Here is a 25,970-nt window from a genome sequence, read left to right as displayed (position 1 = left end):
CTTGAGGGTTTTGATACTCAACCAGTGGCAAGGTCGTTGGCCTCGTGTACCGGCTCCTGCAAGGCAAAAGCGTTAGGTGCGTAGGGTGTTCGGCCCGCTTTGTTGATGGTTCAGTTCAAAGCAGACAAGCTGCCGTAAAAGCCGATTCCTTCATATTGATCTCCTGTGCAACTGTTCATGAACCTAATCTACCCCAAGCTCAGCACCGCCGTTAGAAGGATTGGGCATAGCCAGCGGACTGATATTTCTTTAAGACATTGAGGGACAGTCGGGCCCAGTAAATGCGGGTGGTTGAGCTGAAATCCTGCATCCGCTTGCAACTGACCAGTCGTCGAGAGGGTGTTCGCCTGAGGTTCCAGCTGTCACATTGCATCCTGTGCATGATTCAAAAGGAGAGACTGTTGATTTACGAGAGCCTGCAACGCATCTTTGGCTACCAACAATTTCGCCCCGGCCAGGAGGCGGCGATCAACGCCATCATGGCTGGCCGGTCTGTTGCGGCAATCTTTCCGACCGGCTCCGGTAAGTCGATGTGTTACCAGTTGCCCGCTATGCACCTGCCGCACCTGACCTTGGTGGTCTCGCCTCTGCTGGCGTTGATGCAGGATCAATTAGGGTTCTTGCAACGTCACTCGATCAAGGCGGCGAGCATTGATTCTGCCCAGAGCCGCGAGCAGACCGCGCAGGTCATGCGCGACGCCAAAAGCGGTGAATTAAAAGTCTTGATGATTTCGGTGGAACGGCTGAAGAACGAACGCTTCCGCAATTTTATCCAGCAAGTGCCGATCTCGTTGCTGGTGGTCGATGAGGCCCACTGTATCTCGGAATGGGGTCATAACTTCCGGCCGGATTACTTGAAACTGCCCGAGTATCGCCGGCAGTTCAACATTGCTCAGGTGTTGCTGCTTACCGCGACCGCTACGCCGCCGGTCATCGCTGATATGCAGCGCAAGTTCGAAATCGCCGAGTCAGATGTGGTGACCACCGGTTTCTACCGGCCCAACCTGAACTTACTGGTGGAGCCGGTTGCCGGGGCTGACAAGCAGCGGCGCCTGGTCGAGTGGCTGTCTGCCAAAGTCGGACAGCCCAGTATCGTGTATGTCACCCAGCAGAAAACCGCCGAGCAGGTGGCTGATTTGCTCGCTGCCAAAGGCTTCCCTGCCAGCGCTTACCATGCCGGTATGCCCCATGAACGACGGGAGTCTATCCAGCGCCAGTTTATGGGCGGCGAGTTGAATTGCATTGTCGCCACTATCGCCTTTGGCATGGGCATCGATAAAAGTGATATTCGCAATGTGGTGCATTACGACTTACCCAAATCGGTGGAAAATTACAGTCAGGAAATCGGACGTGCAGGGCGTGATGGCCAGCCTTCGGACTGTTGGGTCATGGCCAATCGGGACAGCCTGAATGTGCTGGAAAACTTCGTCTACGGTGATACGCCGGAGTTGGACGGTATCGCCTATGTACTCGACGAGTTGCTCGCCAGCTGCGCTGACGGCCAGTGGGAGCTGACCTTCAATGCACTTTCAGAGCAGAGCAATATTCGCCTGTTGGCCTTGAAAACCTTGTTGGTGCAGCTTGAGCTTCGGCAGATTATTGCCCCGAAATACGCCTACTTCGCGGAGTATCGCTTCAAATATCTGATTGAGCCTGAACAGCTGATCGCCAAGTTCGAAGGCGAGCGCCAAGCCTTTGTTGCGGCTTTGGTGGAGTCATCCAAGCGCGCGCGAACCTGGTGTACGGTTGACTTCGATCAGCTGTACCAGCAATACCAAGCCGAGCGTGCGCGGGTGATAAAAGCGCTGGATTATTTTCACGAGAGCGGCTGGATCGAGCTTGAAAGCAAGCAAATGACCGATGTCTATGCACTGCTCGATACGGAGTTTGATCCCGGCCAACTGAGCGAGGATCTGCACCGCTACTTCAAGCAGCAAGAGCACAGTGAGATTGAACGGATCCACGCCATGCTCGACCTATTCGCCAGTGACAGATGCTTGAGTCAGCGTCTTGCCAGTTACTTTGGAGACGAACATGCGCCGTTGCAGTGTGGTCATTGTTCCGTGTGCGAGGGCCAGGTTGCCCGCCTGCCGGAGCCGCCAGCATTGGCGCCTCTTGCTCAGCAGTCTGTAAGCGCATTGGCGGCTGAATTTATTCTGCGTTACCAAGCGGCCAAAGGCGGCACCCCGAGTAGCGAATGCTTAACCCGCTTTTTCTGCGGTATTAGCGTGCCCCTGCTGACCAAGCTCAAGGCGCGCAACGTGGCCGGGTTCGCAGCGCTGCAGCAATACCCTTATGCCCAGGTGCGGGCATGGGTTGAAGCCGGTTAGGGCTGCTTTGAGGCGGTTTTGCTCTGCCTGACCGTCCACTCGATCACCTGTGTGGACAAGCTGTCCGCCGCGCTACCGAAAGCTGCAACTACATTGTCGATAGCCGTGTCTGTGGCGCCTTGGCTGACATTAAAACGTCGGCTGGCGATAATCTGCTGGTGACTGTTCACCAACTGAGCATCCAACTGAATTTGCACCTGTGGTGCACCGTTGCGGTATTCACTTTGGAAGGCACGCAGGCTACTCACCAATTGCAGATCGGTTTGCAAGTGATTGTCGTCACTGCTCACCGCGGCAAAGCGGTTGGCGTTGACGAAGCCGTCGATCAAGCGATCACGCAGCACCGTCGGTGCCCGGTCACTCCAGCGCACGCCTTGGTAAGTGCTGACTTGATTGCCGTCGGGCAGCACCACAATGCGCGAGCTATCGAGAATCTGATTGCTGTTTGGCCGGTTGATCTGCAAGGTCATGGGGCTGCGGCTTGCGCTGGCGGCCGCACTAGGTACAGTGCTTGGCAAGCGATAAACATGCAGCTGTTCAGGCTCCGGCAAGATAGAGCAGGCGCTGAGCATAAGCGTGCTGAAGGCAAGAGCACTGATGCTGATAAACCGGCTCATGGCTGAAACTCCTTGATGGTATCGCTGCGCAGTAGATAGGCCGGATCGTCCTCGACACGGCGCGAGAAGGAGCGGATGGCCCCCATGGTGTCGCGCAGCTCATTGATCGCCGGGCCCAGGTTGCTTACACCCTGCATGCCTTGGCGCAGTGCGTTGCGGTTCTCACTAAGAATACGTTCGATATTGTTGCTGCTGCGCTCCAGCGATTCGCTGATCCGCTCAATATTGTCAAAGCTCTTGCGCCCTGAGGTGGTGAGCAGCTTGTTGGCATTACGCATCAGGGTGGCGGTTTCAGTGCTGGCGATGCTGATCTGATTCGCGGTCTTGTTCAGGGTGTCGCGCTGCTCTGCAACCATCGCGGTGACCGCTTCAAGGTTGTTCAGAGTTTTGGCTACGTTGTCCAGATTTTCATCGTTGAGCAGGTGATTGGCCTGATTGATCAAGTGATTGACGTTGAACACCAGGTCATCCCCATTGGCGAGCAATTTGGCCAGTGGCGAACGGTCAGCAATGATTTGGGGGCGCTCGCCTTCTTTGCTAAGCAAGCGTGGGCTTTGCGGTGTGCCGCTGTGCATTTGGATCACTGCCGTGCCCGTAATGCCGGTAATCGAGAGGCGTGCGCGGGTGTCTGTTTTGATCGGGGTATTGCTGGCGATACGAATCCAGGCTATGACCTTGCGCGGGTCTTTTGGGTCGAGGAACAAGCGCTGAACATCGCCGACGGTAATGCCGCTGTATTGCACAGCGCTGCCGCGTGACAGGCCATTAACCGTCTCATTGAACACCACGCTGTATTCGTTGTACTGCTGGTCGGCAGAGTGCTTGCTTAGCCAGATTGCAAATACCAGCGCAGCGCTGACCACCAGCACGGTAAACAGGCCAATCAAAACATGATGTGCGCGAGGTTCCATTAAGCTCTCCGTGGCGCGTTATCCGCCGCCTGCTTGGCCGCGCGTCCACGCGGGCCGTGAAAATACTGCTGAATCCATGGGTCGTCAGTTGCCGCGACGTTTTCCAGAGTGTCAGCGACCAGCACGCGTTTCTGTGAGAGCACGGCGATGCGGTCACAAATGGTGTAAAGGGTGTCGAGGTCGTGGGTGACCAGAAATACGCTGAGGCCAAGGGCGTCGCGCAGGGTCAGAATCAACCGGTCGAAATCGGCGGCGCCAATGGGGTCCAGACCAGCCGTGGGTTCATCTAGAAACAGAATGTCAGGCTCAAGTGCCAATGCTCGCGCCAAGGCCGCACGTTTGATCATGCCACCGGACAACTCCGAGGGGTACTTGTCGCCGGTTACACAGGGTAATCCGACCATGGCTATTTTAACCCGCGCCAGACGCTCGGCCGAGGCGCGGCTGAGTTTGGCGTGCTCAATGAGTGGCAGGGCAATGTTCTCGGTGACGGTGAGTGACGAAAACAAAGCACCGCGCTGGTAAAGCACGCCGAAACGTCGCTCAATCAAGGAGCGTTGATGGTCGTCCAGCTCCAGCAAGGTTTGCCCGAAGACATCAATCTTGCCTGCATTGGGTTCGCGCAAGCCGACAATCGAGCGCAGCAGCACCGACTTGCCCGTACCTGAACCGCCCACCACGCCGAGCACTTCACCCCGGTATAAGTCGAGGTCGAGGTTTTCATGCACGCTCTGCGCACCAAAGCGATTGCACAGGCCGCGCACTTCAATCACCGTTTCTTTGGTCACCAGCCCATCTCCACCATAAACAGCGCGAAGATGGCATCCAACAGAATCACCACGAAGATCGACTGAACCACGCTGGAGGTGGTGCGCTCACCGACGGACTGGGCGCTGCCGGTGACCTTGAAACCTTCTAGGCAGCCAATAATCGCAATCAGGAAAGCAAAGATCGGCGCTTTGATCATGCCCACCAGAAAATGCTTAAGTTCGATGCTTTCGTGAAAGATGCTGATAAAGCTGGTGACCGAGATATTCAGAGTCAAGGCGCAGACCATGGCGCCGCCGACGATGCCGCAGATCATGGCGATAAATGTCAGGATCGGCAGGGCAATCAGCATGGCATAGACCCGTGGCACCACCAGTATTTCAATCGGGCTCAGGCCAAGCGTGCGGATTGCATCAATTTCTTCATTGGCCTTCATTGAGCCAATTTGCGCGGTGAAGGCACTGGCAGTGCGTCCCGCCATCAAGATGGCTGTGAGCAGTACGCCAAATTCCCGGAGGAAAGAGAACGCCACCAAGTTGATGGTGTAAATGCTGGCGCCGAAGTCAGCAAGAATGGTTGCACCTAGAAATGCCACTACCGCGCCGACCAGAAAGGTCAGTAGCGCCACAATGGGCACTGCATTGAGCCCGGTTTGTTCCAGGTGTGAAGTCAGCGAGGTAATGCGCCAGCGGTTGGGTTTGAACAACACGCTGAGCATGGTGCTGACGGTCAAACCAAAGAATCCGAGCAGCTCGCGGGCTTTGCAAAAGACATCATCGACCGCCATGCCAACGTGGCCGAAAAACTCAGAAATTGCCGAAGGACTTTTCGCCGGCGGTGTCCGACGGGACTCAGTTATCGCATGGCCAACGCTCTGTAGCAGCAGCCGGCGTTCGGCGCTTAATTGCGGTGAATCAACCGCCAGGCTCTCTAGCCGTGCTGCGCCGAGTAGGTCGACCAACAAGGCGGCGCCAGCGGTATCTAACTGGTTGATCTCGCTGAGATCGATTGTCGCATCAGCAGCCATTGTTTCACGGGCGCTCATGACTTGCGGCTCAAGCGCAGCGAAGTGGGCCAAGGTCCAATCACCGCCCACGTGCAAGCCAGAGCCTGCATCCTTGCGGTCTGATTGAAGCGGGTTAATAAAGGGTGCTGTGGTCATGTCCTGACTTAGCCTGCTTGCGTTACGGCTAACAGTAACAGACTCGGCGCGCAGCCATCACCCGTCGATAGATTCAGCGACGTCTGCAGGGTATTTGCAGCGCGGCCTTCCGTTGTCCGGCTAGAATCGCTAAATAGCCAATGGACAGTCGCCGTGCTCGGCGCAGCGTATGGATTGCCACTACTTATGAAAAAATTTGCCTATTTGATTATTGCCCTGGTGCTGGCCTACGGCTTTGCCAAAGAGCAGGGGATTTCACTGCCAGGGAGTACCCCTGCAACAACCTCGAATGCTGCGTTGTTGCAGGCCTACAGTCGCCAGCAGAGTGATGTGCAGGTGATGGGCGAGGGGGTTGTGGTCAAGGTTCTGCGCGATGATTTGAAAGGCTCGCGGCACCAGAAATTTATTCTCAAAATCGCTAATGGTCCGAGCATCTTGATCGCCCACAACATTGACCTCGCGCCGCGTATCCGTGGCTTACGTGCCGGCGACAGGGTTGAGTTTTATGGCGAATACGAGTGGACCGACAAAGGCGGAGTTGTGCACTGGACGCACCGCGACCCGGGGCGCCGTCATGTTGATGGTTGGCTCAAGCATGACGGCCAAACCTTCCACTAGGGACTAGTCAATCATCTCGGCACCGGCGATTACTGGATCGGGCAGGGCTACAGGGGCTGGCGAGATTTGCAGGTACTTGATGCTTTCACGGGGAATCATCAGCAAGTCGCCATCGACCTCGATGGATAAAAACGGCGATTCGAGCTGTTTGCGAATACCGCGTGCTACCTCTACTGGGTCTTTGCTTTGCTGAGGGAAACGCATCGCCAAGCGTTGGCCATCTTGGAAATACAGGTAAAGATGTTTGAGCGGTATCATTCGGACAACTCCATGGTCGGTGCGCAGTGTTGGCTGGGTTTACTCCAAGCCTAGCCGCTCAAGCTGGCTTGTGCCCGACGATTACAGTGTCTTTTGAATACGCTGGCCTAGTCCGCTGCAACGCTCAGCAGTTGTTCGATAAGCCATTGCAGGGCGGGGTCGCGCTGACGCTGGCTGAGGCTCACCACCTCGAGGTGAAAGGCTTCAAGCTCGAAAGGTAAATCGAACAGTTGCAGTGGCAGCAGTGCGGCAAAGTGCTTGGCCAGTTGGTCTGGGAGCACGGCGCCCAGATCGCTACTGGCGACGATGTGCGCGGCCTGGAGGTAGTTTGGCGTGGTGTACACCACATCACGTTGTAAGCCTTGTTCGTTTAACCATTGATCAACCATGCCGCGGGTTTGTCCGCCATGTACCCACAACTGGCGAAGCTTGAGAAACAGCTCGAGGTCAACACCGTTGGTGATCAGGGGGTGGCCTTTACGCACAGCCAACTGCAGGGTTTCACTGCCCCAGTGCTGGCGGCTGAAGCGGGCGGGGATATCATGAAAACGTCCCAAAACCAGATCCAGGTCGCCGTTATCCAGTGCCTCGATCGGTAAGCGCGGATCAAGATGGTGAATATCAATGCGAATCCCCGGCGCCGTTTCACTGAGCCTACGCATTAACTGCGGCATGCAAATCAGTTCGACATAATCGGTCAGGGCGATGCTGAAGTGTTGAGTGCTGCTGGCCGGTTCAAATGTCTGGCCAGCCGTCAAACTTTGCTCGATTTGTTGCAACGCCAGCCGAATCGGTCCGGCCAATGCCAGGGCCCGGGGGGTTGGTTGCATGCTGCGGCCGGTACGCACCAGCAGTGGATCATCCAGTAAGACCCGCAAGCGGTTCAGCGCATTGCTTACTGCGGGTTGGCTCAAGGCCAGGCGTTCTGCGGCCCGCGAGACATTCTTCTCGCGCATCAATGCATCCAGCACCCGCAGCAGGTTGAGGTCGAAACTAAGTATATTCATCGGCTGAATAATAAGTATCACAAGACTAAATTTCAAAAATAGTAGCGCGTTGCTTATTGTGATGGGCGATCTTTTGCTCGCTCAATTACAAGAGGGATAATCATGAGCAGTGTTTTTGATATTCAGCGAGCCGCCGTTATTGGCGCCGGAACCATGGGCCGTGGCATTGTCATGAGCCTGGCAAATGCGGGCATTCAGGTTCTTTGGCTCGACAATAATGCGCAAATGCTGGAGCAGGCGCTGGACGCGGTCGCCAAGACCAACGCGCGCAACGTTGAATTGCAGCGCATCACTGCTGAACAGTCGGCTGCGCGCTATGCCTGTATTACAGCGGTTGCTGATTATGCGGCGTTGGCAGATGCCGATCTGGTGATCGAGGCCGTTTACGAGAATCTCGAACTTAAGCAGCAAATTTTCCGCACCCTGGATGCCACGCTCAAGCCGGGAGCGATTTTGGCCAGCAATACCTCGGCTTTGGATATAGATGCCATTGCTGCTGTGACCCAGCGTCCCGATCACGTCTTGGGCCTGCACTTCTTTAGCCCTGCGCACATCATGAAACTGCTGGAAATTGTGCGCGGCGATAAAACCTCAAAGGCAGTACTCGATGCTGCGCTGGCGCTGGGTAAGCGGATTGGCAAAGTCAGTGTGGTGGCCGGTAATTGCGACGGCTTTATTGGCAATCGCATGCTCAGCACTTATGTTCGTGAGGCACGGATGATGTTGCTTGAAGGCGCCTATCCGCATCAGGTAGACGCTGCGCTGCAAGGTTTTGGCTTCGCCATGGGGCCGTTCCGCATGTACGACGTGGTCGGTATCGATCTGGAATGGCGGGCGCGCGAATTGGCTGGCAAAGGTCAGGACCAACCTGTGGTTCAAGTCGATAATCGCCTATGTGAATTGGGCCGCTTCGGTCAGAAGGCAGGCATGGGGTATTACCGCTACGCCGAAGGCAGTCGTCAGGCCGAGCAAGACCCTGAAGTGGATGCGCTGGTGCTCAAGGTTTCCGAGTCCCTTGGCTTCAGGCGCCGCGATATAGGCCCGGAAGAGATTCTCGAGCGTTGCTTGCTGGCGCTGGTCAACGAAGGGGCGAAAATCCTTGAGGAAAATATCGCTGCCAATAGCCATGATATCGATTTGGTCTATCTCAATGGGTATGGCTTCCCGGCTGACAAAGGTGGGCCGATGAGTTGGGCGGATACCCAAGGCGTGGCCGATATCAAGGCACGACTGGAGCATTTGCAGGCCATCCATGGCGAGCATTGGCAACCTGCTCGATTAATTGCACAACTGGCCGAGCAGCAGAAACGTTTCGCTGATGTGCAAGAGGGTTCGCTATGAGTTATCAGGCGCCGCTGCGTGACATGCGTTTCGTCATGCACGAATTATTCGATATCAGTGGTCACTGCCAGGTGTTGGGCAATGGCCTTGATCGCGAGCTGATTGATGGCGTGATGGAAGAAGCCGCGCGCTATGCCGGTGAAGTAGTCGCGCCGCTCAATCGCAATAGCGACGAGCAGGGTGCCAGTCTTGCCAATGGCGAGGTGACGACTCCGGATGGCTTCCGTGAGGCATACCAGCGATATGTGGCGAACGGTTGGGCAAGCATGACCGGCCCCGCCGATTTTGGCGGCCAGGCACTGCCGCAACTGTTGGCCTGCAATTTTCACGAGATGTTGATGGGCGCAAGCTTGTCGTTCCGGGTCTATTCGGGCCTCACCGAAGGTGCGGTGCTGGCGCTCAATGCCCACGGCAGTGAGGAACTGAAGCAGGCCTATCTGCACAAGCTGGTCAGTGGCGAATGGACCGGCACCATGTGCCTGACCGAACCGCAGGCTGGGACTGACCTGGCCTTGCTGCGGACCAAAGCTGAGCCGCAAGCGGATGGCAGCTATCGGATTAGCGGCAACAAGATTTTTATCAGCGGTGGTGAGCAGGACCTCAGTGAGAATATTGTCCATCTGGTATTGGCTCGCCTGCCAGATGCCCCCGCTGGGGTCAAAGGCATCAGCTTGTTGCTGGTGCCCAAGTTTACCGCTAATGCCGATGGTAGCGTGGGTGAACGTAACGCATTGAGCTGCGGCGCCCTCGAACACAAGATGGGTATCAAGGGCGCGGCGACCTGCGTTATGAACTTCGATGGCGCTACCGGCTGGCTGATCGGCGAGGCCAATCAGGGCTTGGCGGGTATGTTCACGATGATGAACGACGCGCGTTTTCAGGTCGGGTTGCAAGGCCTGGGCGTGGCTGAAGCGGCTTTTCAGGGGGCGCTGAGTTATGCCCGCGAGCGTTTGCAGTCGCGCGCACTCACCGGCCCCGTCGCCCCGGAAAAAGCAGCCGACCCGATCATCGTCCACCCGGATGTGCGGCGCATGCTGTTGACGCAGAAGACCCTGGTCGAAGGCTCACGCATGTTGGCGGCCTATACCGCACGTTTGCTCGATTTGGAGCATGGCCACCCTGTAGCGGCTGAGCGTAAAGCCGCCGGCAAACGCGTGGCGCTGCTGATTCCGATCGTCAAAGCATTCTTCACCGACATGGGCCAGGAAGTCGCCAGTCATGCGGTGCAGGTCTACGGCGGGCACGGTTACATACGCGAGTGGGGCATCGAGCAATTGATGCGCGACAGTCGTATCACCCAGCTTTATGAGGGCACCAACGGTATTCAGGCGTTGGACTACATCCGTCGTAAGTTGCTGGGCGATGGAGGACAGCAGTTGACTGCACTCTGTGATGAATTCAGCCAGCTTTGCGCTGCTCAGGATAAGCGTCCAGCCTTGCAGGTGATGGCTGCAACTGTACAGGCGCGTATCGACCAATGGCGTGAGCTAACCGGCGTCGTGATCAGTGCCTGCCAGCGTGACCCGCAAGAGATTGGCGCCTGCTCAGTGGACTTCTTGCAGTATTCCGCCTATGTGTTGTTGGCAGGCTTCTGGTTGCAGGCTGCGGCGCGTGCCCAAGACCAGCTCGAGGGCAGCGATACGGATGCCGAGTTCTATCAAGCTAAATTGCACAGCGCCAATTTCTACCTGCAACGTGTTCTGCCGCGCGCCAGCATGCACCGTGAAGCGATATTGGGCGGTGCCGACTGTCTGATGGCCATGCCTGAGGCCAGCTTTGCGTTTTAATGGCTGAAAGTGGCAGCGCCGCTAAATAGCGCTGCCCGCCTAGAACAGATAATAAGAGGACAACGATCATGCGCCCATTCAGTTTTGCTACAACCGCACAGATTATCTGCGAGCCCGGTGCTTCGAGTCGCCTGGCGGCGCTATGCCGTGAACGTGGCGGTAAACGTGTATTGATTGTGACCGATCCCGGGATCACCAAACTGGGGTTATTGGATTCGGTGCTGTCGGGTTTCGCCAGCGAGCAGGTGGCGTTCGAGGTGTTTGATCAGGTTGTGGCGGACCCGCCCGAAGCCATCGTTTTAGCCGCTGTTGCACAAGCCCGTGCGCTGCAAGCCGAATTGATTGTTGGTTTCGGTGGCGGCAGTTCGATGGACGTTGCCAAGCTGGTCGCCTTGCTGGCGCATCCACAGAGTAGCCAGCAGTTGTCTGAAATCTATGGTGTAGCCAACGCGACCGGCCAGCGTCTGCCGCTGATTCAAGTGCCTACGACGGCTGGCACCGGCTCTGAAGTCACCCCGGTGGCGATTGTCACCACTGGCGAAACGACCAAGATGGGCGCAGTCTCGCCGCTATTGCTGCCTGATTTGGCGTTGTTGGACGCTGATTTGACCTTGGGTTTACCACCAGCGGTCACCGCTGCCACCGGCATTGATGCCATGGTGCATGCGATTGAGGCCTACACCAGCGTGCACAAGAAAAACCCACTGTCTGACATGCTGGCGCGCGAAGCCTTGCGTCTGCTAGCTGCGAACCTTGATGAGGTGGTACACAACGGCGCCAATCGCGAAGCGCGTCAGGCTATGTTGCTTGGTGCCTGCTTGGCCGGGCAGGCGTTCGCCAATTCCCCTGTTGCCGCGGTGCATGCACTGGCGTATCCCTTGGGCGGGCATTTTCACATTCCCCATGGCTTGAGCAACGCCTTGGTATTGCCCCATGTGCTGGGCTTTAACGCCAGCGTCGCGGCGCCGCTTTACGCTGAGCTGGCACCCCTGGTGTTGGGCGAGAAACTACGCAGCGGGACGGCGATTGATCACACCGAGCAATTTATTATGGAACTGGCAGATTTCAGTGAGCGCAGCGGCTTGCCAACCCGGTTGCGTGACGCTGGCGTTGGCCAGAACATGCTTGAGCAACTGGCCCGCGATGCCATGCTGCAACAGCGTTTGTTGGTTAACAATCCGGTTGAGATGACCGAACAGCACGCACTGGCAATCTACCAGTCAGCCTATTGATCGATCGCCGCGCATGGCCATTTCGGATAAGGATTTTGCATGAACCAAGCCCAACACCTGCGCACTGACTACTGTCACCTGCAAGCAGTCACCACCCGCTGGCATGACAATGATATCTACGGCCATGTGAATAACGTGACCTATTACAGCTACTTCGACAGTGCGGTAAACAGCTACCTGATCGAGGTCGGTGGTTTGGACATTCATCAGGGTGAAGTGGTGGGCTTTGTGGTCAGTTCCAGCTGCGATTACTTTTCCTCCATCGCGTTCCCGGACCAGATCGAACTCGGGCTGCGAGTCGGCAAACTGGGCAATAGCTCGGTGCAGTACGAACTGGCAGTATTTAAGCAAGGCGAAGAGCTGGCCTGTGCGGCGGGGCGCTTTGTCCATGTATTCGTTGACCGGCAAACGAATCGGCCAGTGGCAATTCCCGACTCTTTACGCAGTGCTTTGGCCGAACTTGTGGTCGAGTCCTAGTCCGCGTGGGTTGTTGCTTGCTTGGCCAACCTCGGTAGCCAAGCAAAAGTCATCCAACAAAAAGCCCACAATTTTGCGGGCTTTTGCATCGCGTAGTCTGGGTTCAGTGATGCTTTTTGTGTTTCTTGTGCTTGTTCTTGCCGTGGCTGTCGTGATCGTCATCATCACCAAGGTTGTTACCCAGCGCGCCACCCGCAGCGCCGCCAACCCCAGCGCCAATGGCCGAACCGGTGCTACCGCCTAGTTGGTTACCCAGCACCGAGCCGCCAGCCGCGCCCAATCCACCACCGATAGCAGATTCAGTCTTGCTGCCCTTGTCTGACGATACTGCACCACCGGCAGCGCCACCCAAACCCGCACCGACGGCTGCGCCAGTGCTTCCGCCGACTTGTCCGCCGATTACATTACCCAGTGCTCCGCCAACGCCGCTGCCTATCGCGGTCTTGCCGTCGTCGGCGAAAGCCGTTGGCAGCACAAAGGCGCTCAGCGTTAGTGCTGTGATTAACTTGCGCATAGAAATCTCCTTATACAGACGCCCACAACCCGCGGGGCACTGGCCGCATGGACTGTTTAAAAACAGTCAATACGGCGTTACTGATAAGTCTGATGGCAATATGCCGCGGGAGTTCAGTCAATCCGCTAGGTGGCGTGGCTTGGGAAGCCACAGCGAAATCAGGCCCTAGCGACGGTGCCAGCTGCGATTGCCGTGTTTTTTGTGATGATGTTTACCGTGCTTCCTGCCATGGCGATCGCGGTCGCGATGATGTTGATCCCGGCGATAACTCTCATGGTCATCAGCGCGGCTTTCATTCGCATAATAGTTACCCAGCGCGCCGCCTGCGCCACCACCTAAGGCCGCGCCAACCAGGCCGCCATTGGTGCCTCCAACGCTGCGCCCGGCAATGTTGCCGCCTGCACCACCAAGGCCGCCGCCAATAGCTGCTTCCGTGCGGTTGCGCCGATCCGCCCCGGCAGCACCCCCCGCTGCGCCGCCAACACCCGCACCAATAGCTGCGCCAGTGCTGCCACCAAATTGCTGACCAACAGCTGCGCCTAATACGCCACCTAGGGCGCCACCCAGGCCTGCCTCAGTGCCACCGGCAAACACGCTGGTACTGCCCAGGCTCATGCCAAGGCTTAGAAGGATAATTGAGGAGTACTTCATAACCGGTCACTCAATGGAAGTTGATGCCGCGATCCTCTTGTTGTGTGGCTGACTGCGCAAGCATAATCCGACCAATAACCTGACATTTCCACATATCGTAAATATATGTTTTTAAACGAGAACTTTGTTAGATCTGGGGGTGTCTGAGATTACTTGCCTAGCTCAAGTCTGAGCTACTTTCGGCTAGTTTTGAGATCAACCCGCCACTATCGCGGGCTGTGATTTCAGGCGCTTTTGAGCTCAATGCTTTGTTTATCGGCCACGCTGGCAAACAAGCGGATGGCGATGAATTTTGAGGTCGGGGTGAAGCTGCCGCTGCCATAACTCTGCAAAGGCACTAGCGGGTTTGCTTCCGGGTAATAAGCTGCCGCCTGGCCTGCCGGTATATCAAAGGCGAGCACTGTGAAACCCACAATCTTGCGCTCAATGTCATCGTCCCAGAGTGATATTGCATCGACTTTCTGACCCGGTTTTAGACCTAAACGGATAATGTCTGCCTCATTGGCAAATATCACCTTGCGCTGGCCGGTGACGCCGCGATAGCGATCGTCCAAGCCATAAATCGTGGTGTTGTATTGATCATGGGAACGCAAGGTCTGCATGATCAAATCAGCCTGTTGGCCGCTGCGTTTTGCTTGCTCAGGGATTAAATCGTCAAGCAGCGGATTAGCCTTGAAGTTGGCTTTGCCCGAGCCGGTTTGCCATTGGCGTTGTGCCGCCGAGTTGCCCAGATAGAAGCCACCGGGATTTTCCAGTCGCTGATTGAAATCTGTGAAGCCGGGAATGGTGTCGGCAATCAGCTTACGGATTTCACCGTAATCGGCAATCAGCTCATTCCAGTTGACCGGATGGTCGCCTAGTGTGGCCTTGGCCATGCCGGCGATAATCGCAGGTTCTGAACGCATCTGCGTCGATAGCGGGGTTAGCTGACCGTAAGAGGCGTGGATCATGCTGAATGAGTCTTCAACGGTAATGGCTTGCGGGCCATTCGCCTGTCGGTCGATATCGGTACGGCCCAAGCACGGCAGAATCAGTGCGTCGGCGCCTGTGGTCAGGTGGCTACGGTTGAGCTTGGTGCTGATTTGCACCGTCAGCGCGCAATTCTGCAGGGCTTTGTGGCTCAGTGGCGTGTCCGGTGTGGCCTGGGCAAAGTTACCGCCCAGTGCAACAAATACGCGGGTGGTGCCTGCCAGCATGGAATTGATAGCTTCAACCACGTTGTGCCCTGCTTGGCGTGGTGCCCTGAAGTTGAAACGGTGCTCCAGCGCATCGAGTAGCTCTGCCGATGGGCGTTCGTTGATACCCATGGTGCGGTCGCCCTGAACATTGCTATGGCCACGCACCGGACACAAACCCGCCCCAGGGCGACCAATATTGCCGCGCAGTAGCTGCAGGTTGGTGATCTCTTGAATGATCGCCACCGAGTGTTGATGCTGGGTAATGCCCATGGCCCAGCACATGATCACCCGTTCAGCCTCACGGTAAAGCGTTGCAGCCTGCTCCAGCGCTTGCAGGGTTAAGCCAGACTGTTCAACCAGTGCAGGCCAAGGGCTCTCGTCGAGCAGCTGCAGATAGTCATCAATCCCTTGGGTGTGCGCGTCGATAAAGGCATGATCGAAGACGCTGGGCATGTTGTTGTCTGCCGCTTCTCGCTCCCACTGCAACAAGAATTTGGCGATGGCGCGCATGGCCGCCATGTCACCGCCCAGTGCAGGGCGAAAGAAATGGGTGTTGATGGGTTCGGAGCCATTGGTGAGCATTTCAATGGGGTGTTGCGGGTGTTGAAAGCGTTCAAGCCCACGCTCTTTCAAGGGGTTGAAACACACCACTTGGGCGCCGCGCTCCACGGCTTCTCGCAGCGGTTCAAGCATGCGTGGGTGGTTGGTGCCTGGATTCTGGCCCAGCACAAAGATCGCATCGGCCTTGTCGAAATCTTCAAAGGTGACGGTGCCTTTGCCAATCCCAATGCTTTGACCCAGGGCCACACCGCTGGCCTCGTGGCACATGTTCGAGCAGTCTGGAAAGTTATTGGTGCCAAACGCACGGGCAAATAGCTGGTAGAGGTAGGCCGCTTCGTTACTGGCGCGGCCTGAGGTGTAGAAATCAACCTGATTCGGGTTGTCGAGGGCCTTGAGGTGCTTGGCGATCAAGGCAAAGGCGTCTTCCCAACTGGTCGGCACATAGTGATCGCTTGCGCTGTCGTAACGCATGGGCTCGGTCAGGCGACCTTGGTATTCGAGCCAGTAGTCACTCTGTTCACGCAGTTGACTGACACTGTAGCGAGCAAAAAAGCTGGCATTGACCGCGCGGCTGGTCGCTTCCCAATTGACCGCCTTGGCGCCGTTTTCGCAGAATTTCACCATGCCACTTTCTGCGGAGTCGCCCCATGCACAACCGGGGCAATCGAAGCCGCCATTCTGGTTGGTCTTGAGCAGCGCGCGCAGATTTTTTAAAGGCTGTTTACTGTTGAGCCAGAAGCGCGTCACGCTGCGTAGTGCGCCCCAGCCGGCTGCTGGGCCTGTGTACGGCTGGTAGCGTGGGTTAACGACTTGCATGTTCATCGGTTAGGCGCCCTTGTTGGTGCAGGGCTGAAGACCCTTGGAGAACTGTGGTGAGGTAAATGAATCAGGTTCAGGTTATGCCGTCTCGCCCACTGCACGCTGAGTGCTGTTGGCGCCGACAAGCTGACCAAGGTGCTGATCCCTGCACGTATGGCCTTTTGGATGAGCTCCAGGCTGCAGCGGCTGGTGATCACTGCGAAACCCCGCTGTGGATCAAGTGATCTATGGGCGAGTGCGCCAATCAGTTTATCCAGCGCATTGTGCCGTCCGATATCCTCGCGGCAGAGCTTGATGGCGCCATCGGCATCAACCATCAGCGCCGCATGCAATGCGCCGCTGCTGCGTGCCAGTTGCTGCTGGGCACTGATGCGCTGTCGCAGCTCTAGAAGATGTTCAGCGGGCGGTAGCGGGCTTGCAGGCAATGGTGCAAGCGCAGGCAAGGCCTGATCCAGCGCTTCTACGCCGCACAGGCCACAGCCACTGGTGCCAGCCAATTGGCGGCGGTGGTCTTTGAGCGCCCAAAAGGCACGGTTGCTCAGGGTTACCTGGGCTGTAAGAGCATCACCGCTGCGTTCGAGCTGGATGTCATAAATTTCTTCGATGCCGTTTACCAGGGAATTGCTCAGGCTAAAACCGGCGATAAAGTCTTCAACGAAGGATGGCGAAACCATCATTACGGCGTGATTGATGCCGTTGTAGCTGATCGCAAGTGCACATTCATCGGCCAGGGTCACGGCATCGGTGGCATTGGCTTCGGTCAGCTCGGCGTAGTGGTAATCTGCAGGGCTTTCGGTGCTGTCGGTCGCGTCTTTGCCAGCTTTGGTAGTGTCAGGACGGGGCATGCAAGGCTCCCCCACTAATGCGTTGGTTTCAATCAAGCCTATTGCTTTAAGGCGTGAGCGTCTAATCGCTATTGCCGATAGTATGATCGACGCGCTCTATGAAGACTCGCTGAAACAAGCTTATAGCTTTAATAACAAGCCTTTAGCTTGATCAAAGCATGCTTGGGCCAAGGCAGAGCGTTGCCCGCTGCCGCGCATAATCAGGCCAAACGGGGCGAGGGTGTGGGCGTCCTCTATCGGTGTGAGCGCCAAATTTTCGGTGAAGTCACTCAGGCCACTATTCAATGGCATCACCGCGCAGCAAATACCGCCACTTACCGCTTGTAGTAATTGGTGAACCGCATCTGTTTCCAGCCTTGGCACCGGGGTGATGCCCCGTGAACGCAGGTTGTGGTCGATGGACTGGCGAAAGTGCATACCGCTTGAAAGCAGGCCCAGCGGCAGTTCTGCGAGATCTTCCCACTTCAGTTGCGGCTGAGTAAATTGGAAGTGGCGGCGGTCATACAACAGCCCCATGCGTGATTCGGCCAGTTCGAGGCTTTGATAATGCTGGCGATCAAGTCGCTCTATATACGACAAACCGAGGTCAATTTGATTGCTGCTCAAGCGCTCCAGAACCTGCTCGCTGCTCAGTGAGAACAGCTCAAACCGCAAGCCAGGATGGGTTTCGGCGAACAGTTTGATCAGGCGCATCGGATCAAAACCGGCAAGCGGCACCACGCCTACGCGCAGCGTGCCAACCAACTGGCCACGGCAGGCGGCGGCCTCGGCGTACAGCCCATCATGGGCGGCGATAATGGTCCGCGCCCACGCTAGAATCCGTTTGCCGTCCTCACTGAAACCTTCAAAGCGCTGGCCGCGGTGCACCAGCTCAAGCCCCAGTTCCTGCTCCAGACTCCGCAGGCGCATGGACAGGGTCGGCTGGGTGATATGGCAGCGTGCGGCTGCCTGGCCAAAGTGGCGGGTCTCATCCAGAGCAATTAGAAATTTAAGCTGTTTGATATCCATGGGTTCGCCTCCACTTGAGGCTCGATTCTAGTGTGCTGCGCGATTTTTTGCCCCATGCGGGTCGCTGTTGGATCAATCTGAACAAATCTTACCGATCAAGGATGAACGGGACTGGCATCTGTGGATTTCACGCTAGACTTGAGAGTCCGGGCCTTAAGGGGTCGGGAATTTCCCAAGGAATGAGAGGAATAGCGATGAGTATTTTCAGTTTCGTCAAAGAAGCCGGAGTAAAGCTCTGGGAGTCAGTAGTTGGCCAGGAGGCGCAAGCTGCTGAGTCACTTCAGGCGCATGTGGCTAAGGTTGGCCTGGGCAATCCTGCGATTCAACTGAGTGTTGAGGGCGAGAAGGTGATTGCCAGCGGAGAAGTGGCCAGCCAGGAGGAGAAAGAAAAAATTCTCTTGGCGCTGGGTAACGTTGAAGGCGTATCTGAAGTCGAAGACAAGATCACCGTTGCCACACCGGCTCCGGAAGCGCGCTTTGTCACGGTCAAGAAGGGCGATACGCTCAGTGCGATCGCCAAAGCCGAATACGGCAATGCCAACGACTACAACAAGATTTTTGAAGCGAACAAGCCGATGCTTAGCCATCCGGACAAAATCTATCCGGGACAGGTCCTGCGTATTCCACAGGAATAAGCAGTCAAGTTTGGCTTGATTCGCTAAATCACAACTTGGCGTTTGAGTGCTGCTGCATTCAAACGCCAGGATTTCCCCACGAGTTCAGGCTAGCCATGCAATATGGCTGAGCCAATCAGATTACAAACCCTGCAGTATTGCCCGATAATCCTCAACCGCTGCAAATTCTCCGGTATCACGCGGCCCTTGGCGGCTGTCTGGCTCGCGCACTGCCAGCAGGTGGGAAATGCCAAACCGAGCGGCGCTGCGCAGCACTGACAAACTGTCATCAATAAACAGACTGCGTGCCGGATCGAATACCAAGTCTTGCTGGAGCGCGAACCAGAACTGCTGGTTTTCCTTGGCGAAGCCATAATCATGGGAACTGATCATGCGCTCGAAATAAACAGCCAGTTCGATGCGCTCAAGCTTGAGTGACAGGGAGTCGCGGTGTGCGTTGGTGATCAGCACCACTCTTTTACCCGCCGCGCGAATGGCAGCCAGAAAGGTATCAGCGTCTGGACGCAGGGCAATCAGCTCAGCCACTTCGCGCTTAAGGTCGCGAATCGAAAGCTTAAGCTCGCGGCTCCAGAAATCAGTGCAATACCAATTCAGTTGTCCGGCGTGCTCCTTGAACAGCGGCATCAACTCTGCGTCAGCATGCTCACGGCTGATATTGTGATGTTCGGCATAGCGCTGCGGCAGGTGTTCCAACCAAAAGTGATTGTCGAAGTGCAGATCCAGCAAGGTGCCGTCCATATCCAGCAGAACGGTGTCTATGTCGCGCCAAGGCAGTGCAGTCATATGCGGCTCATCGTCGGTCTGTGCGTTTTGTGTGGTCAAGATTCATTTCAGCTTGTGATTCGGCAATCTCAAGGCTGAATATTCGACTAAGCACGGTATGATAACTCGCAAGAATAGTTAAGGAGCGCTCTTCATGCGTCAGAAGCCCACCGTACTCGCCCGAGAAATTGTCGCCAGCAGTCGCTTGTTTCGTATTGAGGAACTCCAGCTGCGCTTCAGTAATGGCGTTGAACGCACCTACGAACGCTTGGTAGGTAAAGGCGTGGGCTACGGCGCCGTGATGATTGTGGCCATGCTTGATGACGAACATGCACTGTTGGTTGAGGAATATTGCGGCGGTACGGATGACTATCAGGTGTCGCTGCCCAAAGGCCTGATCGAGCCGGGTGAAGACGTGTTGGATGCGGCCAACCGAGAGCTCAAGGAAGAGGCCGGGTATGGTGCGCGCAAACTTGAGCTGCTTACTGAACTCAGTTTGTCACCGGGTTATATGAGCCAGAAAATCCAAGTGGTGCTGGCCTCTGACTTGTACGAAGAGCGTCTGCCTGGCGATGAGCCTGAGCCGATGCGCGTGGATAAAGTCAGCCTGCGTGAGCTGTCGAGTTTGGTACAGCAGCCACTGTTCAGTGAAGGGCGGGCATTGGCTGCGTTGTATCTGGCGCGAGATATCTTGACTCAGCGCGGGGAGTTTTCGCAGTGAATGATGATTTAATTGCAGCCGTTGTTAAGCTGGTGCGCGAGGCCGGAAAGGCGACGTTGCCGCACTGGCGGTCAGGTGTCGAAGTCAGCCAAAAAGCTGACGATTCGCCGGTCACTGCGGCTGACCTGGCGGCCCATCATATTCTCAATGATGGCCTGCAGGCGTTAGCGCCGAACATTCCCGTGCTGTCGGAAGAGGCAGCAAATATCGCCCTAAGTGAGCGCGAGCAATGGACCCGCTGGTGGTTGGTTGATCCCCTCGATGGCACCAAGGAATTTATTGCCGGAAGCGAAGAGTTTACGGTCAATGTCGCGCTGATCGAAAAAGGCCAAGTGGTATTCGGCGTGGTTGGCATGCCGGTCAACGACCACTGTTTTTATGGCGGCCCGGGCCTCGGCGCGTGGCGTGAAGATGCTCAGGGTGAAGCGCAACCCATTCATGTGCGCATTGCCCCGACCAGTGCCTTTACCGTGGTCGCCAGCCGCCGTCATTCCAGCCCGGAGCAAGAAAGCTTGCTCGCCGGTTTGGCTGAGCAGTTTGGTGATCTGGAGTTAGTCAGTGTCGGCAGCTCGCTTAAGTTTTGCCAGCTGGCGCAGGGCATTGCCGATTGTTATCCGCGGCTTGCGCCGACCTCGCAGTGGGATACAGCCGCGGCTCAGGGCGTGCTTGAAGGCGCCGGTGGAGAGGTGCTGACCTTACAAGGCGATGCGCTGACTTATGAAGCCCGTGAGTCGCTGCTCAACCCGTTCTTTCTGGCCTTGCCCGCCTCCGCCCAGTGGCGCGGACAATTATTAAGCTTGGCCCGCGAGATTAGCTAACTTAGTAGATCCCGATCTGCACAGCGCCGAAATGGTGGCCGAAAAAAGTGTCGACCACCCGCGACGGGGCGTCGACGGCGGCTTTTCGTCGGGTGTGACAACGCAACGCTTGTTCACCAAGGGTCAACCGATAATCGCATGTGCCGGAGGAAGGGGTGGATGAAAAAGGCGTCATCCACTTGCCGTCACCTAGTCGAGCATATCGGTGTAGCGATCATCCTGCTTGAACACCAACGGCTGTTCGAAACCTGGGATGACGATGCGCTCGGTGCCTAGCTCAATCTCTCGGTCGTCGATCAGGTCTTTGCCGAAGTTATAGATGATGTCCAATTGGCCGAGCAGGGCCTTGCGGTCGTATTCGGCGGCAGCGGCGCGGGTCTTCTCGCGACGCTGTAAATAAGCATTGAACGCGGTTTCGCCATAACGCTTGCGCAACATCCGTTCAGCAATATGCGGTGCCAGCACCACGCCGCTGGCGTTATTGCCGCCAAAGCCCTTGGAATTGATAAAGCACACATCCATCGCCTGCTCGCCAAGATCGCGGTCGTGGTTGGCAATGCTCAAATGCTGCTGATGCACATCGTCCGCCACCTCATCGATGGTTTTGATGCCCGGCAAAATGCCATATTTGAAGGTGCCCAGCGCCGAGATCATTTGGTCGCCGCTAGCCGTGGCCAGGGAGTGGCCGACAAAGGCTTTGACCGCTGTGACGGGCCAGCTTTCGATGCCGAAAGCCTCGGCGATGCGGTCAAGCAAGTCAGACTCAGTGGTGCGGTTGGCTGGGGTGCTTGAGCCGTGGGCGTGAACGAAGCTGCGCTGTTGTACGGCTTCGTCGCCAAGCAACTGGCGGGCACAGGCGACGGCTTTAGCCATGGTCAAGTAATTGCCCGGGCCTGGCGCAGAAATGGATTTCTTGAAGCCATCCGCGTTGATGAACACGTCCGGCACGGCGCCATGAATATCTGCGCCCAACTCCATTGCCAACTCGTCATCCATCAACATGATGTACTGGCACGATTCCGCGAGGGTGAAGCCGCAGTTCTTGCCGAAGGGACGGCTGGCACGCTGGAAGTCGACCTCGTCAGTGCCCTGGATCTGACGCAGGCCTTCTTCAGTGGCCAAGGCGCCCATGGCGCCGTAACCTTCAATGCATTCCTGGGTGATCGGTGCTTCGCTGTTGCCGATTAACGCTACGCGCGCCTTGCCCGACTGAATGTGTTCGATGCCTTTCTGCAAGTTGTAGAGAAAGGTTGCGCAGGCGCCGGTAATACTGCCGGTGGTGCCGACGCTGCCCAGCACATAGGCATTGATAAAGTCAGTCGGCATGCTGTTGAAACCCAGCGGTAATTGTTTGGCGGTGACGCGTCCGCCTTTGAGGCGCGACTGCATCAGGCCGCCATAACCGTTCTCATCGAGCTGGCTCATGATGCTGCCAGAGAACACCGCAACTTCATCCGGTGCCACGTGCTTGCTGATTACCTGCCAATCGATACCGGTAGAGCGCAGCGCGTCGGTTGCACCGACCACCGTCATGGCTAGGCCGCGCGGGTGAAAGCGGGCGTTATAGAGCTCGCTTGGTTCGAAACCATTCGGCAATTGCCCGGCCGATTTCACAGGCAGTGCGCGGTAGCTATCAATCTTGAAATCACAGCTGTCATACAGCGTGACCCGCACTTCACTTGGGCTCAGGTCTTCAACTGCCCAGTCGGACGGTAGCGGATCAGGCAATTGCTTGCGCAGGGTAATAAAGCTCAGCGGGTTACCGGCTGTGGCATCAATGGTGATGCTCTTTTGCCAATGTGCGGCATCGACATCCACATGTTTTTTCTCAATGCGGCGCACCAGCGTGGAGGCAAAAATGTACTGAGAAAACTGCTCGTCGATCTGGCCGATGCTCAGCGCCTCATCTTCCAGCGTCTGGTATTGGCCACCGACCACCTTGATCAGCTTCATCAACACCGCCAGCCCGGCGATGGTTGCCTGACGGCTTGCAAGGTCCATTGACTCGATCACGGTGCGACGAAAACCGTGGTGAAACGAGCTGCGTCCTGCTGCGTTATAACCACCAAAACCAACAATAACGGGTAAACGAGACATGGCGCAGTTAACTCCTTGAATAGGTAAACCAAGACCGACATAGCTGAAAAGATGAAGCCTGTCTTGAATGCGCGGTTAGCGCGCAGCGGTGTTTAAATTTTCGGATGCCTATGCTGACGCATTTGGTGACTTATAAGTCACTGTTGTCGACCAAGGTAGCGGTTCACCATCACCTTACGCCTGTTAGGGTTAATACTCGACCCATACTACAAGCTGTAACGGTGGTCAGGCGTTGTATTGGCAAGGGCTATTTCTGGTTTCGCTGGAGAACAATAATGAACAGCAGCAATCCCTACGAGTTCGGCATGCCGCGCGATGCGGCAAATTTTCAGGCATTAAGTCCATTGAGTTTTCTTGAGCGCGCCGCATTCGTCTATCCGCAAAAGCTGGCCCTGATTAACGGTGGCCTGCGGCAAACCTGGGGTGAGACATACAGCCGCTGTGTGCGTTTTGCTTCAGCGCTGGCGCAGCGTGGTATTGGTCTGGGTGACACCGTCGCGGTGATCGCGCCTAACGGTCAGGCCATGTTCGAGGCGCACTTCGCGGTGCCAATGTGCGGTGCCGTGTTGAATGCCATCAATACCCGCCTTGATGCTGAAACCATTGCCTTTATCCTCCAGCATGGTGAGGCCAAAGTGCTGCTGGTTGATAAGGAATTCAGCGATACGGTTGAGCGTGCGCTTGGGCAAATGGCTAAGCGGCCCTTGGTTATTGGCATTGATGATGCCGAGTACCTGGAAGGCGTGCTCATCGGGGAGCTTGATTACGAGGCGCTGCTGGCTGAGGGTGACCCCGACTATGCCTGGAGTTTGCCGGCGGATGAATGGCAGGCGATTGCCTTGAATTACACCTCGGGCACAACGGGCAATCCAAAGGGCGTGGTTTACCACCACCGTGGCGCGCACCTCAATGCGCTGTCGAATGCCATGTGCTGGGACATGACGCGCTTTCCCGTGTACCTCTGGACCTTGCCGATGTTCCATTGCAACGGCTGGTGTTTCCCATGGGCGCTGGCCGCTTATATCGGCACCAGCGTGTGCTTGCGCCATGTTCGTGCTGACGCCATATACCCGGCACTGGCCGAGCATGGGGTTGATCATTTCTGCGGCGCGCCAATCGTCTTGAACATGCTGGCCAATGCCTCGGATGAGCTCAAGGCGCTGAAAACCAAGCCGGTAAAAGTGCTGACTGCAGGTGCTGCGCCGCCTGCAGCAGTGATTGAGGCAATGGAATCGCTCGACTTCAAGGTCACCCATGTTTACGGCCTGACTGAGACCTATGGCCCCAGTGTGGCTTGTGAGTGGAAGTCTGAGTGGGATGAGGAGTCGCCTGAGCAGCAGGCCACGTTGAAGTCACGCCAAGGCGTGCGTGCGCCATTGTTGGATGCCTTGATGGTGGCCGACCCTGAAACCCTGCAGCCCGTGCCCAAGGACGGCGAGACCATTGGCGAGATCTTTATGCGCGGTAACGTGGTGATGAAGGGTTACCTGAAAAACCCGACTGCAACGGCTGAAGCTTTTGCCGGTGGCTGGTTCCATTCCGGTGATTTGGCCGTGTGGCACAGCGATGGCTATGTCGAAATTAAGGATCGCTCGAAAGACATTATTATCTCTGGCGGTGAGAATATTTCATCGATCGAGCTCGAAGGCATTTTGTACCGTCACCCCTATGTGCTGGAGGCGGCAGTGGTGGCAATGGACAGTGAAAAGTGGGGCGAAACACCTTGCGCGTTTATCACTTTGAAACCGGGCACTGAATCGACTGAAGAGTCGATGCTGCGGTTTTGTCAGCAGCATATGGCGCGCTTTAAAGTGCCCGGCAAAGTGGTGTTTTGCGAGCTGCCCAAAACCTCGACTGGCAAGGTGCAGAAGTTCGTCCTGCGTGAGCAGGCGCGAAGATTGAAAAACACCTAGGTGCGACAACACGAAGCCTGTTCAGCGAAACGGTTTATAGCGCGAATATGCAGGGGCAAAAGGTGGACGAAAACGCGCTGTCCGCCGTTCTTCCAGTCATTGCGTCAGTTCAACCCCATAAAAAAGCCCGGCACAAGGCCGGGCTGAAGTGTTGCAATCGGTACTTTTGCTTAGTTCATGCCTAACCAGTTTGGCAGGGCCATGGACACCGCAGGGATGTAGGTAATCACCATCAGGAAGCCCAGCAGCAGCATCAGCCAAGGCCATGCTGCGCGGATAACCTGCGTCAGTGGCATGCCGGTGACCGCCGAGGTCACGAACAGGTTCAGGCCCACAGGCGGGGTTATCAAGCCGATTTCCATGTTGACCACCATGATGATGCCCAGGTGGATCGGGTCGATGCCCAGTTGCACGGCAATCGGGAACAGGATCGGTGCCAGAATCAGGATAATGGCCGACGGCTCCATAAAGGCACCGGCGACCAGTAGCACGATGTTGACTACCAACAGGAACTGCCAAGGCTGCAAGCCTGCTTCGATCACCCAGGCGGTGATGGTCTGCGGGATCTGCTCGGTGGTCAGTACGTGGGCGAACAACATGGCGTTGGCAATGATGAACATCAACATGATGGTCAGCTTGCCGGAGTCGAGCAGCACCTGCGGGCAATCGCGGAACGTCAGGTCTTTGTAGACGAACAGCGCGACAAAACCGGCATAGACCGCTGCCACGGCTGCCGCTTCAGTCGGGGTAAACATACCCGAATAGATACCGCCAAGAATCACCACCATCAGCAGCAAGCCCCAAACGGCTTTGCGTGCAGCGGTCAGAAATTCGCGGAAGGTAGCGCGTGGTTGGGCTGGCAGGTTCATCTTGCGTGCGACGATGTAGATCGCCAGCATCAAGGCAAAGCCCAGCAGCAGACCCGGAATCACCCCGGCCA

Annotated in this window: 24 protein-coding genes; 10 read left to right on the top strand and 14 right to left on the bottom strand. The window is 56.5% G+C overall.

The annotated features are described in order from the left end of the window. Window positions 1–401 precede the first annotated feature (401 nt). Window positions 402–2,330 carry a RecQ family ATP-dependent DNA helicase gene (locus tag AACY09_RS13580; RefSeq protein ID WP_339488760.1) on the top strand — a complete coding sequence of 643 codons (1,929 nt, stop codon included), beginning with the start codon at window positions 402–404 and terminating at the stop codon, window positions 2,328–2,330. Here the strand turns inward: AACY09_RS13580 and AACY09_RS13575 are convergent. The 4 genes from AACY09_RS13575 to AACY09_RS13560 are packed head-to-tail and all read right to left on the bottom strand — an operon-like array spanning window position 2,327 to window position 5,788. After that, the gene (locus AACY09_RS13575) at window positions 2,327–2,947 is read right to left on the bottom strand and encodes an ABC-type transport auxiliary lipoprotein family protein (RefSeq protein ID WP_339488758.1); all 621 of its coding nucleotides are present in this window, start codon (window positions 2,945–2,947) and stop codon (window positions 2,327–2,329) included. The two genes, AACY09_RS13580 and AACY09_RS13575, sit on opposite strands and share 4 nt — an antisense overlap. Next, complete coding sequence (locus AACY09_RS13570; protein ID WP_339488756.1) at window positions 2,944–3,858, bottom strand: MlaD family protein; 915 nt, start codon at window positions 3,856–3,858, stop codon at window positions 2,944–2,946. Before AACY09_RS13570 ends, AACY09_RS13575 begins: the two co-directional genes overlap by 4 nt. Then, complete coding sequence (locus AACY09_RS13565; RefSeq protein WP_339488754.1) at window positions 3,858–4,646, bottom strand: ABC transporter ATP-binding protein; 789 nt, start codon at window positions 4,644–4,646, stop codon at window positions 3,858–3,860. Before AACY09_RS13565 ends, AACY09_RS13570 begins: the two co-directional genes overlap by 1 nt. After that, window positions 4,643–5,788: an ABC transporter permease gene (locus tag AACY09_RS13560; RefSeq protein ID WP_339488753.1), complete on the bottom strand. Its 1,146-nt coding sequence runs from the start codon at window positions 5,786–5,788 to the stop codon at window positions 4,643–4,645. The genes AACY09_RS13565 and AACY09_RS13560 overlap by 4 nt, the downstream gene beginning before the upstream one ends. A gap of 186 nt (window positions 5,789–5,974) precedes the next feature. Here AACY09_RS13560 and AACY09_RS13555 point away from each other — a divergent pair, with 186 nt between their 5' ends. Continuing rightward, entirely contained in the window at window positions 5,975–6,406 is a 432-nt protein-coding gene (locus AACY09_RS13555; protein WP_339488752.1) for a DUF3465 domain-containing protein, read from the top strand. 3 nt (window positions 6,407–6,409) lie between these two features. Here AACY09_RS13555 and AACY09_RS13550 read toward each other — a convergent pair whose 3' ends face one another. Together AACY09_RS13550 and AACY09_RS13545 are read right to left on the bottom strand one after the other, a co-directional pair. Next, window positions 6,410–6,664: a hypothetical protein gene (locus AACY09_RS13550; protein ID WP_339488751.1), complete on the bottom strand. Its 255-nt coding sequence runs from the start codon at window positions 6,662–6,664 to the stop codon at window positions 6,410–6,412. A 107-nt stretch (window positions 6,665–6,771) separates the two neighbouring features. Then, the gene (locus AACY09_RS13545) at window positions 6,772–7,671 is read right to left on the bottom strand and encodes a LysR family transcriptional regulator (RefSeq protein ID WP_339488750.1); all 900 of its coding nucleotides are present in this window, start codon (window positions 7,669–7,671) and stop codon (window positions 6,772–6,774) included. A 102-nt stretch (window positions 7,672–7,773) separates the two neighbouring features. Between AACY09_RS13545 and AACY09_RS13540 the strand changes: the two genes are divergently transcribed. The 4 genes from AACY09_RS13540 to AACY09_RS13525 all read left to right on the top strand — a co-directional run bounded on the left by AACY09_RS13540 (window position 7,774) and on the right by AACY09_RS13525 (window position 12,508). Then, on the top strand, window positions 7,774–9,012 hold the full coding sequence (locus AACY09_RS13540; protein WP_339488749.1) for a 3-hydroxyacyl-CoA dehydrogenase: 1,239 nt from the start codon (window positions 7,774–7,776) through the stop codon (window positions 9,010–9,012). Next, window positions 9,009–10,799 carry an acyl-CoA dehydrogenase C-terminal domain-containing protein gene (locus AACY09_RS13535; RefSeq protein ID WP_339488748.1) on the top strand — a complete coding sequence of 597 codons (1,791 nt, stop codon included), beginning with the start codon at window positions 9,009–9,011 and terminating at the stop codon, window positions 10,797–10,799. The genes AACY09_RS13540 and AACY09_RS13535 overlap by 4 nt, the downstream gene beginning before the upstream one ends. A gap of 68 nt (window positions 10,800–10,867) precedes the next feature. Beyond that, the gene (locus tag AACY09_RS13530) at window positions 10,868–12,031 is read left to right on the top strand and encodes an iron-containing alcohol dehydrogenase (protein ID WP_339488747.1); all 1,164 of its coding nucleotides are present in this window, start codon (window positions 10,868–10,870) and stop codon (window positions 12,029–12,031) included. Window positions 12,032–12,070: 39 nt separating this feature from the next. Beyond that, on the top strand, window positions 12,071–12,508 hold the full coding sequence (locus AACY09_RS13525) for an acyl-CoA thioesterase (protein ID WP_339488746.1): 438 nt from the start codon (window positions 12,071–12,073) through the stop codon (window positions 12,506–12,508). Window positions 12,509–12,611: 103 nt separating this feature from the next. Here the strand turns inward: AACY09_RS13525 and AACY09_RS13520 are convergent, their stop codons facing one another. The 5 genes from AACY09_RS13520 to AACY09_RS13500 form a co-directional block, all read right to left on the bottom strand. Further along, window positions 12,612–13,022, bottom strand: a complete 411-nt coding sequence (locus AACY09_RS13520) for a glycine zipper domain-containing protein (protein ID WP_339488745.1) — start codon at window positions 13,020–13,022, stop codon at window positions 12,612–12,614. A gap of 165 nt (window positions 13,023–13,187) precedes the next feature. Next, complete coding sequence (locus tag AACY09_RS13515) at window positions 13,188–13,673, bottom strand: hypothetical protein (protein WP_339488744.1); 486 nt, start codon at window positions 13,671–13,673, stop codon at window positions 13,188–13,190. A 224-nt stretch (window positions 13,674–13,897) separates the two neighbouring features. Next, window positions 13,898–16,234 (bottom strand): FdhF/YdeP family oxidoreductase, encoded by a 2,337-nt coding sequence (locus AACY09_RS13510; protein WP_339488743.1) that lies wholly within the window; start codon window positions 16,232–16,234, stop codon window positions 13,898–13,900. Continuing rightward, window positions 16,231–17,076, bottom strand: a complete 846-nt coding sequence (gene fdhD, locus AACY09_RS13505) for a formate dehydrogenase accessory sulfurtransferase FdhD (RefSeq protein WP_339488742.1) — start codon at window positions 17,074–17,076, stop codon at window positions 16,231–16,233. Before fdhD ends, AACY09_RS13510 begins: the two co-directional genes overlap by 4 nt. Before the next feature lie 120 nt (window positions 17,077–17,196). Next, window positions 17,197–18,084 carry a LysR family transcriptional regulator gene (locus AACY09_RS13500; RefSeq protein WP_339488740.1) on the bottom strand — a complete coding sequence of 296 codons (888 nt, stop codon included), beginning with the start codon at window positions 18,082–18,084 and terminating at the stop codon, window positions 17,197–17,199. 194 nt (window positions 18,085–18,278) lie between these two features. Between AACY09_RS13500 and lysM the strand changes: the two genes are divergently transcribed. Further along, the gene (gene lysM / locus AACY09_RS13495) at window positions 18,279–18,719 is read left to right on the top strand and encodes a peptidoglycan-binding protein LysM (RefSeq protein WP_339488738.1); all 441 of its coding nucleotides are present in this window, start codon (window positions 18,279–18,281) and stop codon (window positions 18,717–18,719) included. A gap of 120 nt (window positions 18,720–18,839) precedes the next feature. Here lysM and yrfG read toward each other — a convergent pair whose 3' ends face one another. Next, on the bottom strand, window positions 18,840–19,502 hold the full coding sequence (gene yrfG, locus AACY09_RS13490; protein ID WP_339488737.1) for a GMP/IMP nucleotidase: 663 nt from the start codon (window positions 19,500–19,502) through the stop codon (window positions 18,840–18,842). Between the two features lie 133 nt (window positions 19,503–19,635). Between yrfG and nudE the strand changes: the two genes are divergently transcribed. Further along, window positions 19,636–20,202: an ADP compounds hydrolase NudE gene (gene nudE / locus AACY09_RS13485; RefSeq protein ID WP_339488736.1), complete on the top strand. Its 567-nt coding sequence runs from the start codon at window positions 19,636–19,638 to the stop codon at window positions 20,200–20,202. After that, window positions 20,199–21,020, top strand: a complete 822-nt coding sequence (gene cysQ, locus AACY09_RS13480) for a 3'(2'),5'-bisphosphate nucleotidase CysQ (RefSeq protein WP_339488735.1) — start codon at window positions 20,199–20,201, stop codon at window positions 21,018–21,020. The genes nudE and cysQ overlap by 4 nt, the downstream gene beginning before the upstream one ends. Window positions 21,021–21,209: 189 nt before the next feature. Here cysQ and AACY09_RS13475 read toward each other — a convergent pair whose 3' ends face one another. Then, on the bottom strand, window positions 21,210–23,117 hold the full coding sequence (locus tag AACY09_RS13475) for a beta-ketoacyl synthase (protein WP_339488734.1): 1,908 nt from the start codon (window positions 23,115–23,117) through the stop codon (window positions 21,210–21,212). 275 nt (window positions 23,118–23,392) lie between these two features. Between AACY09_RS13475 and AACY09_RS13470 the strand changes: the two genes are divergently transcribed. Further along, on the top strand, window positions 23,393–25,030 hold the full coding sequence (locus AACY09_RS13470) for an acyl-CoA synthetase (protein ID WP_339488732.1): 1,638 nt from the start codon (window positions 23,393–23,395) through the stop codon (window positions 25,028–25,030). A 170-nt stretch (window positions 25,031–25,200) separates the two neighbouring features. Here the strand turns inward: AACY09_RS13470 and AACY09_RS13465 are convergent. After that, a partial coding sequence (locus AACY09_RS13465; protein WP_339488729.1) for a TRAP transporter large permease occupies window positions 25,201–25,970 on the bottom strand: 770 nt, incomplete at its 5' end.

The sequence above is a fragment of the Pseudomonas sp. EL_65y_Pfl2_R95 genome, from assembly GCF_963971045.1.
In the GTDB taxonomy this organism is placed as follows: Bacteria; Pseudomonadota; Gammaproteobacteria; order Pseudomonadales; family Pseudomonadaceae; genus Aquipseudomonas.
The sequence above is the reverse complement of the archived record's forward strand: the minus strand, read 5'-3'. Positions and strand labels throughout refer to the sequence as shown.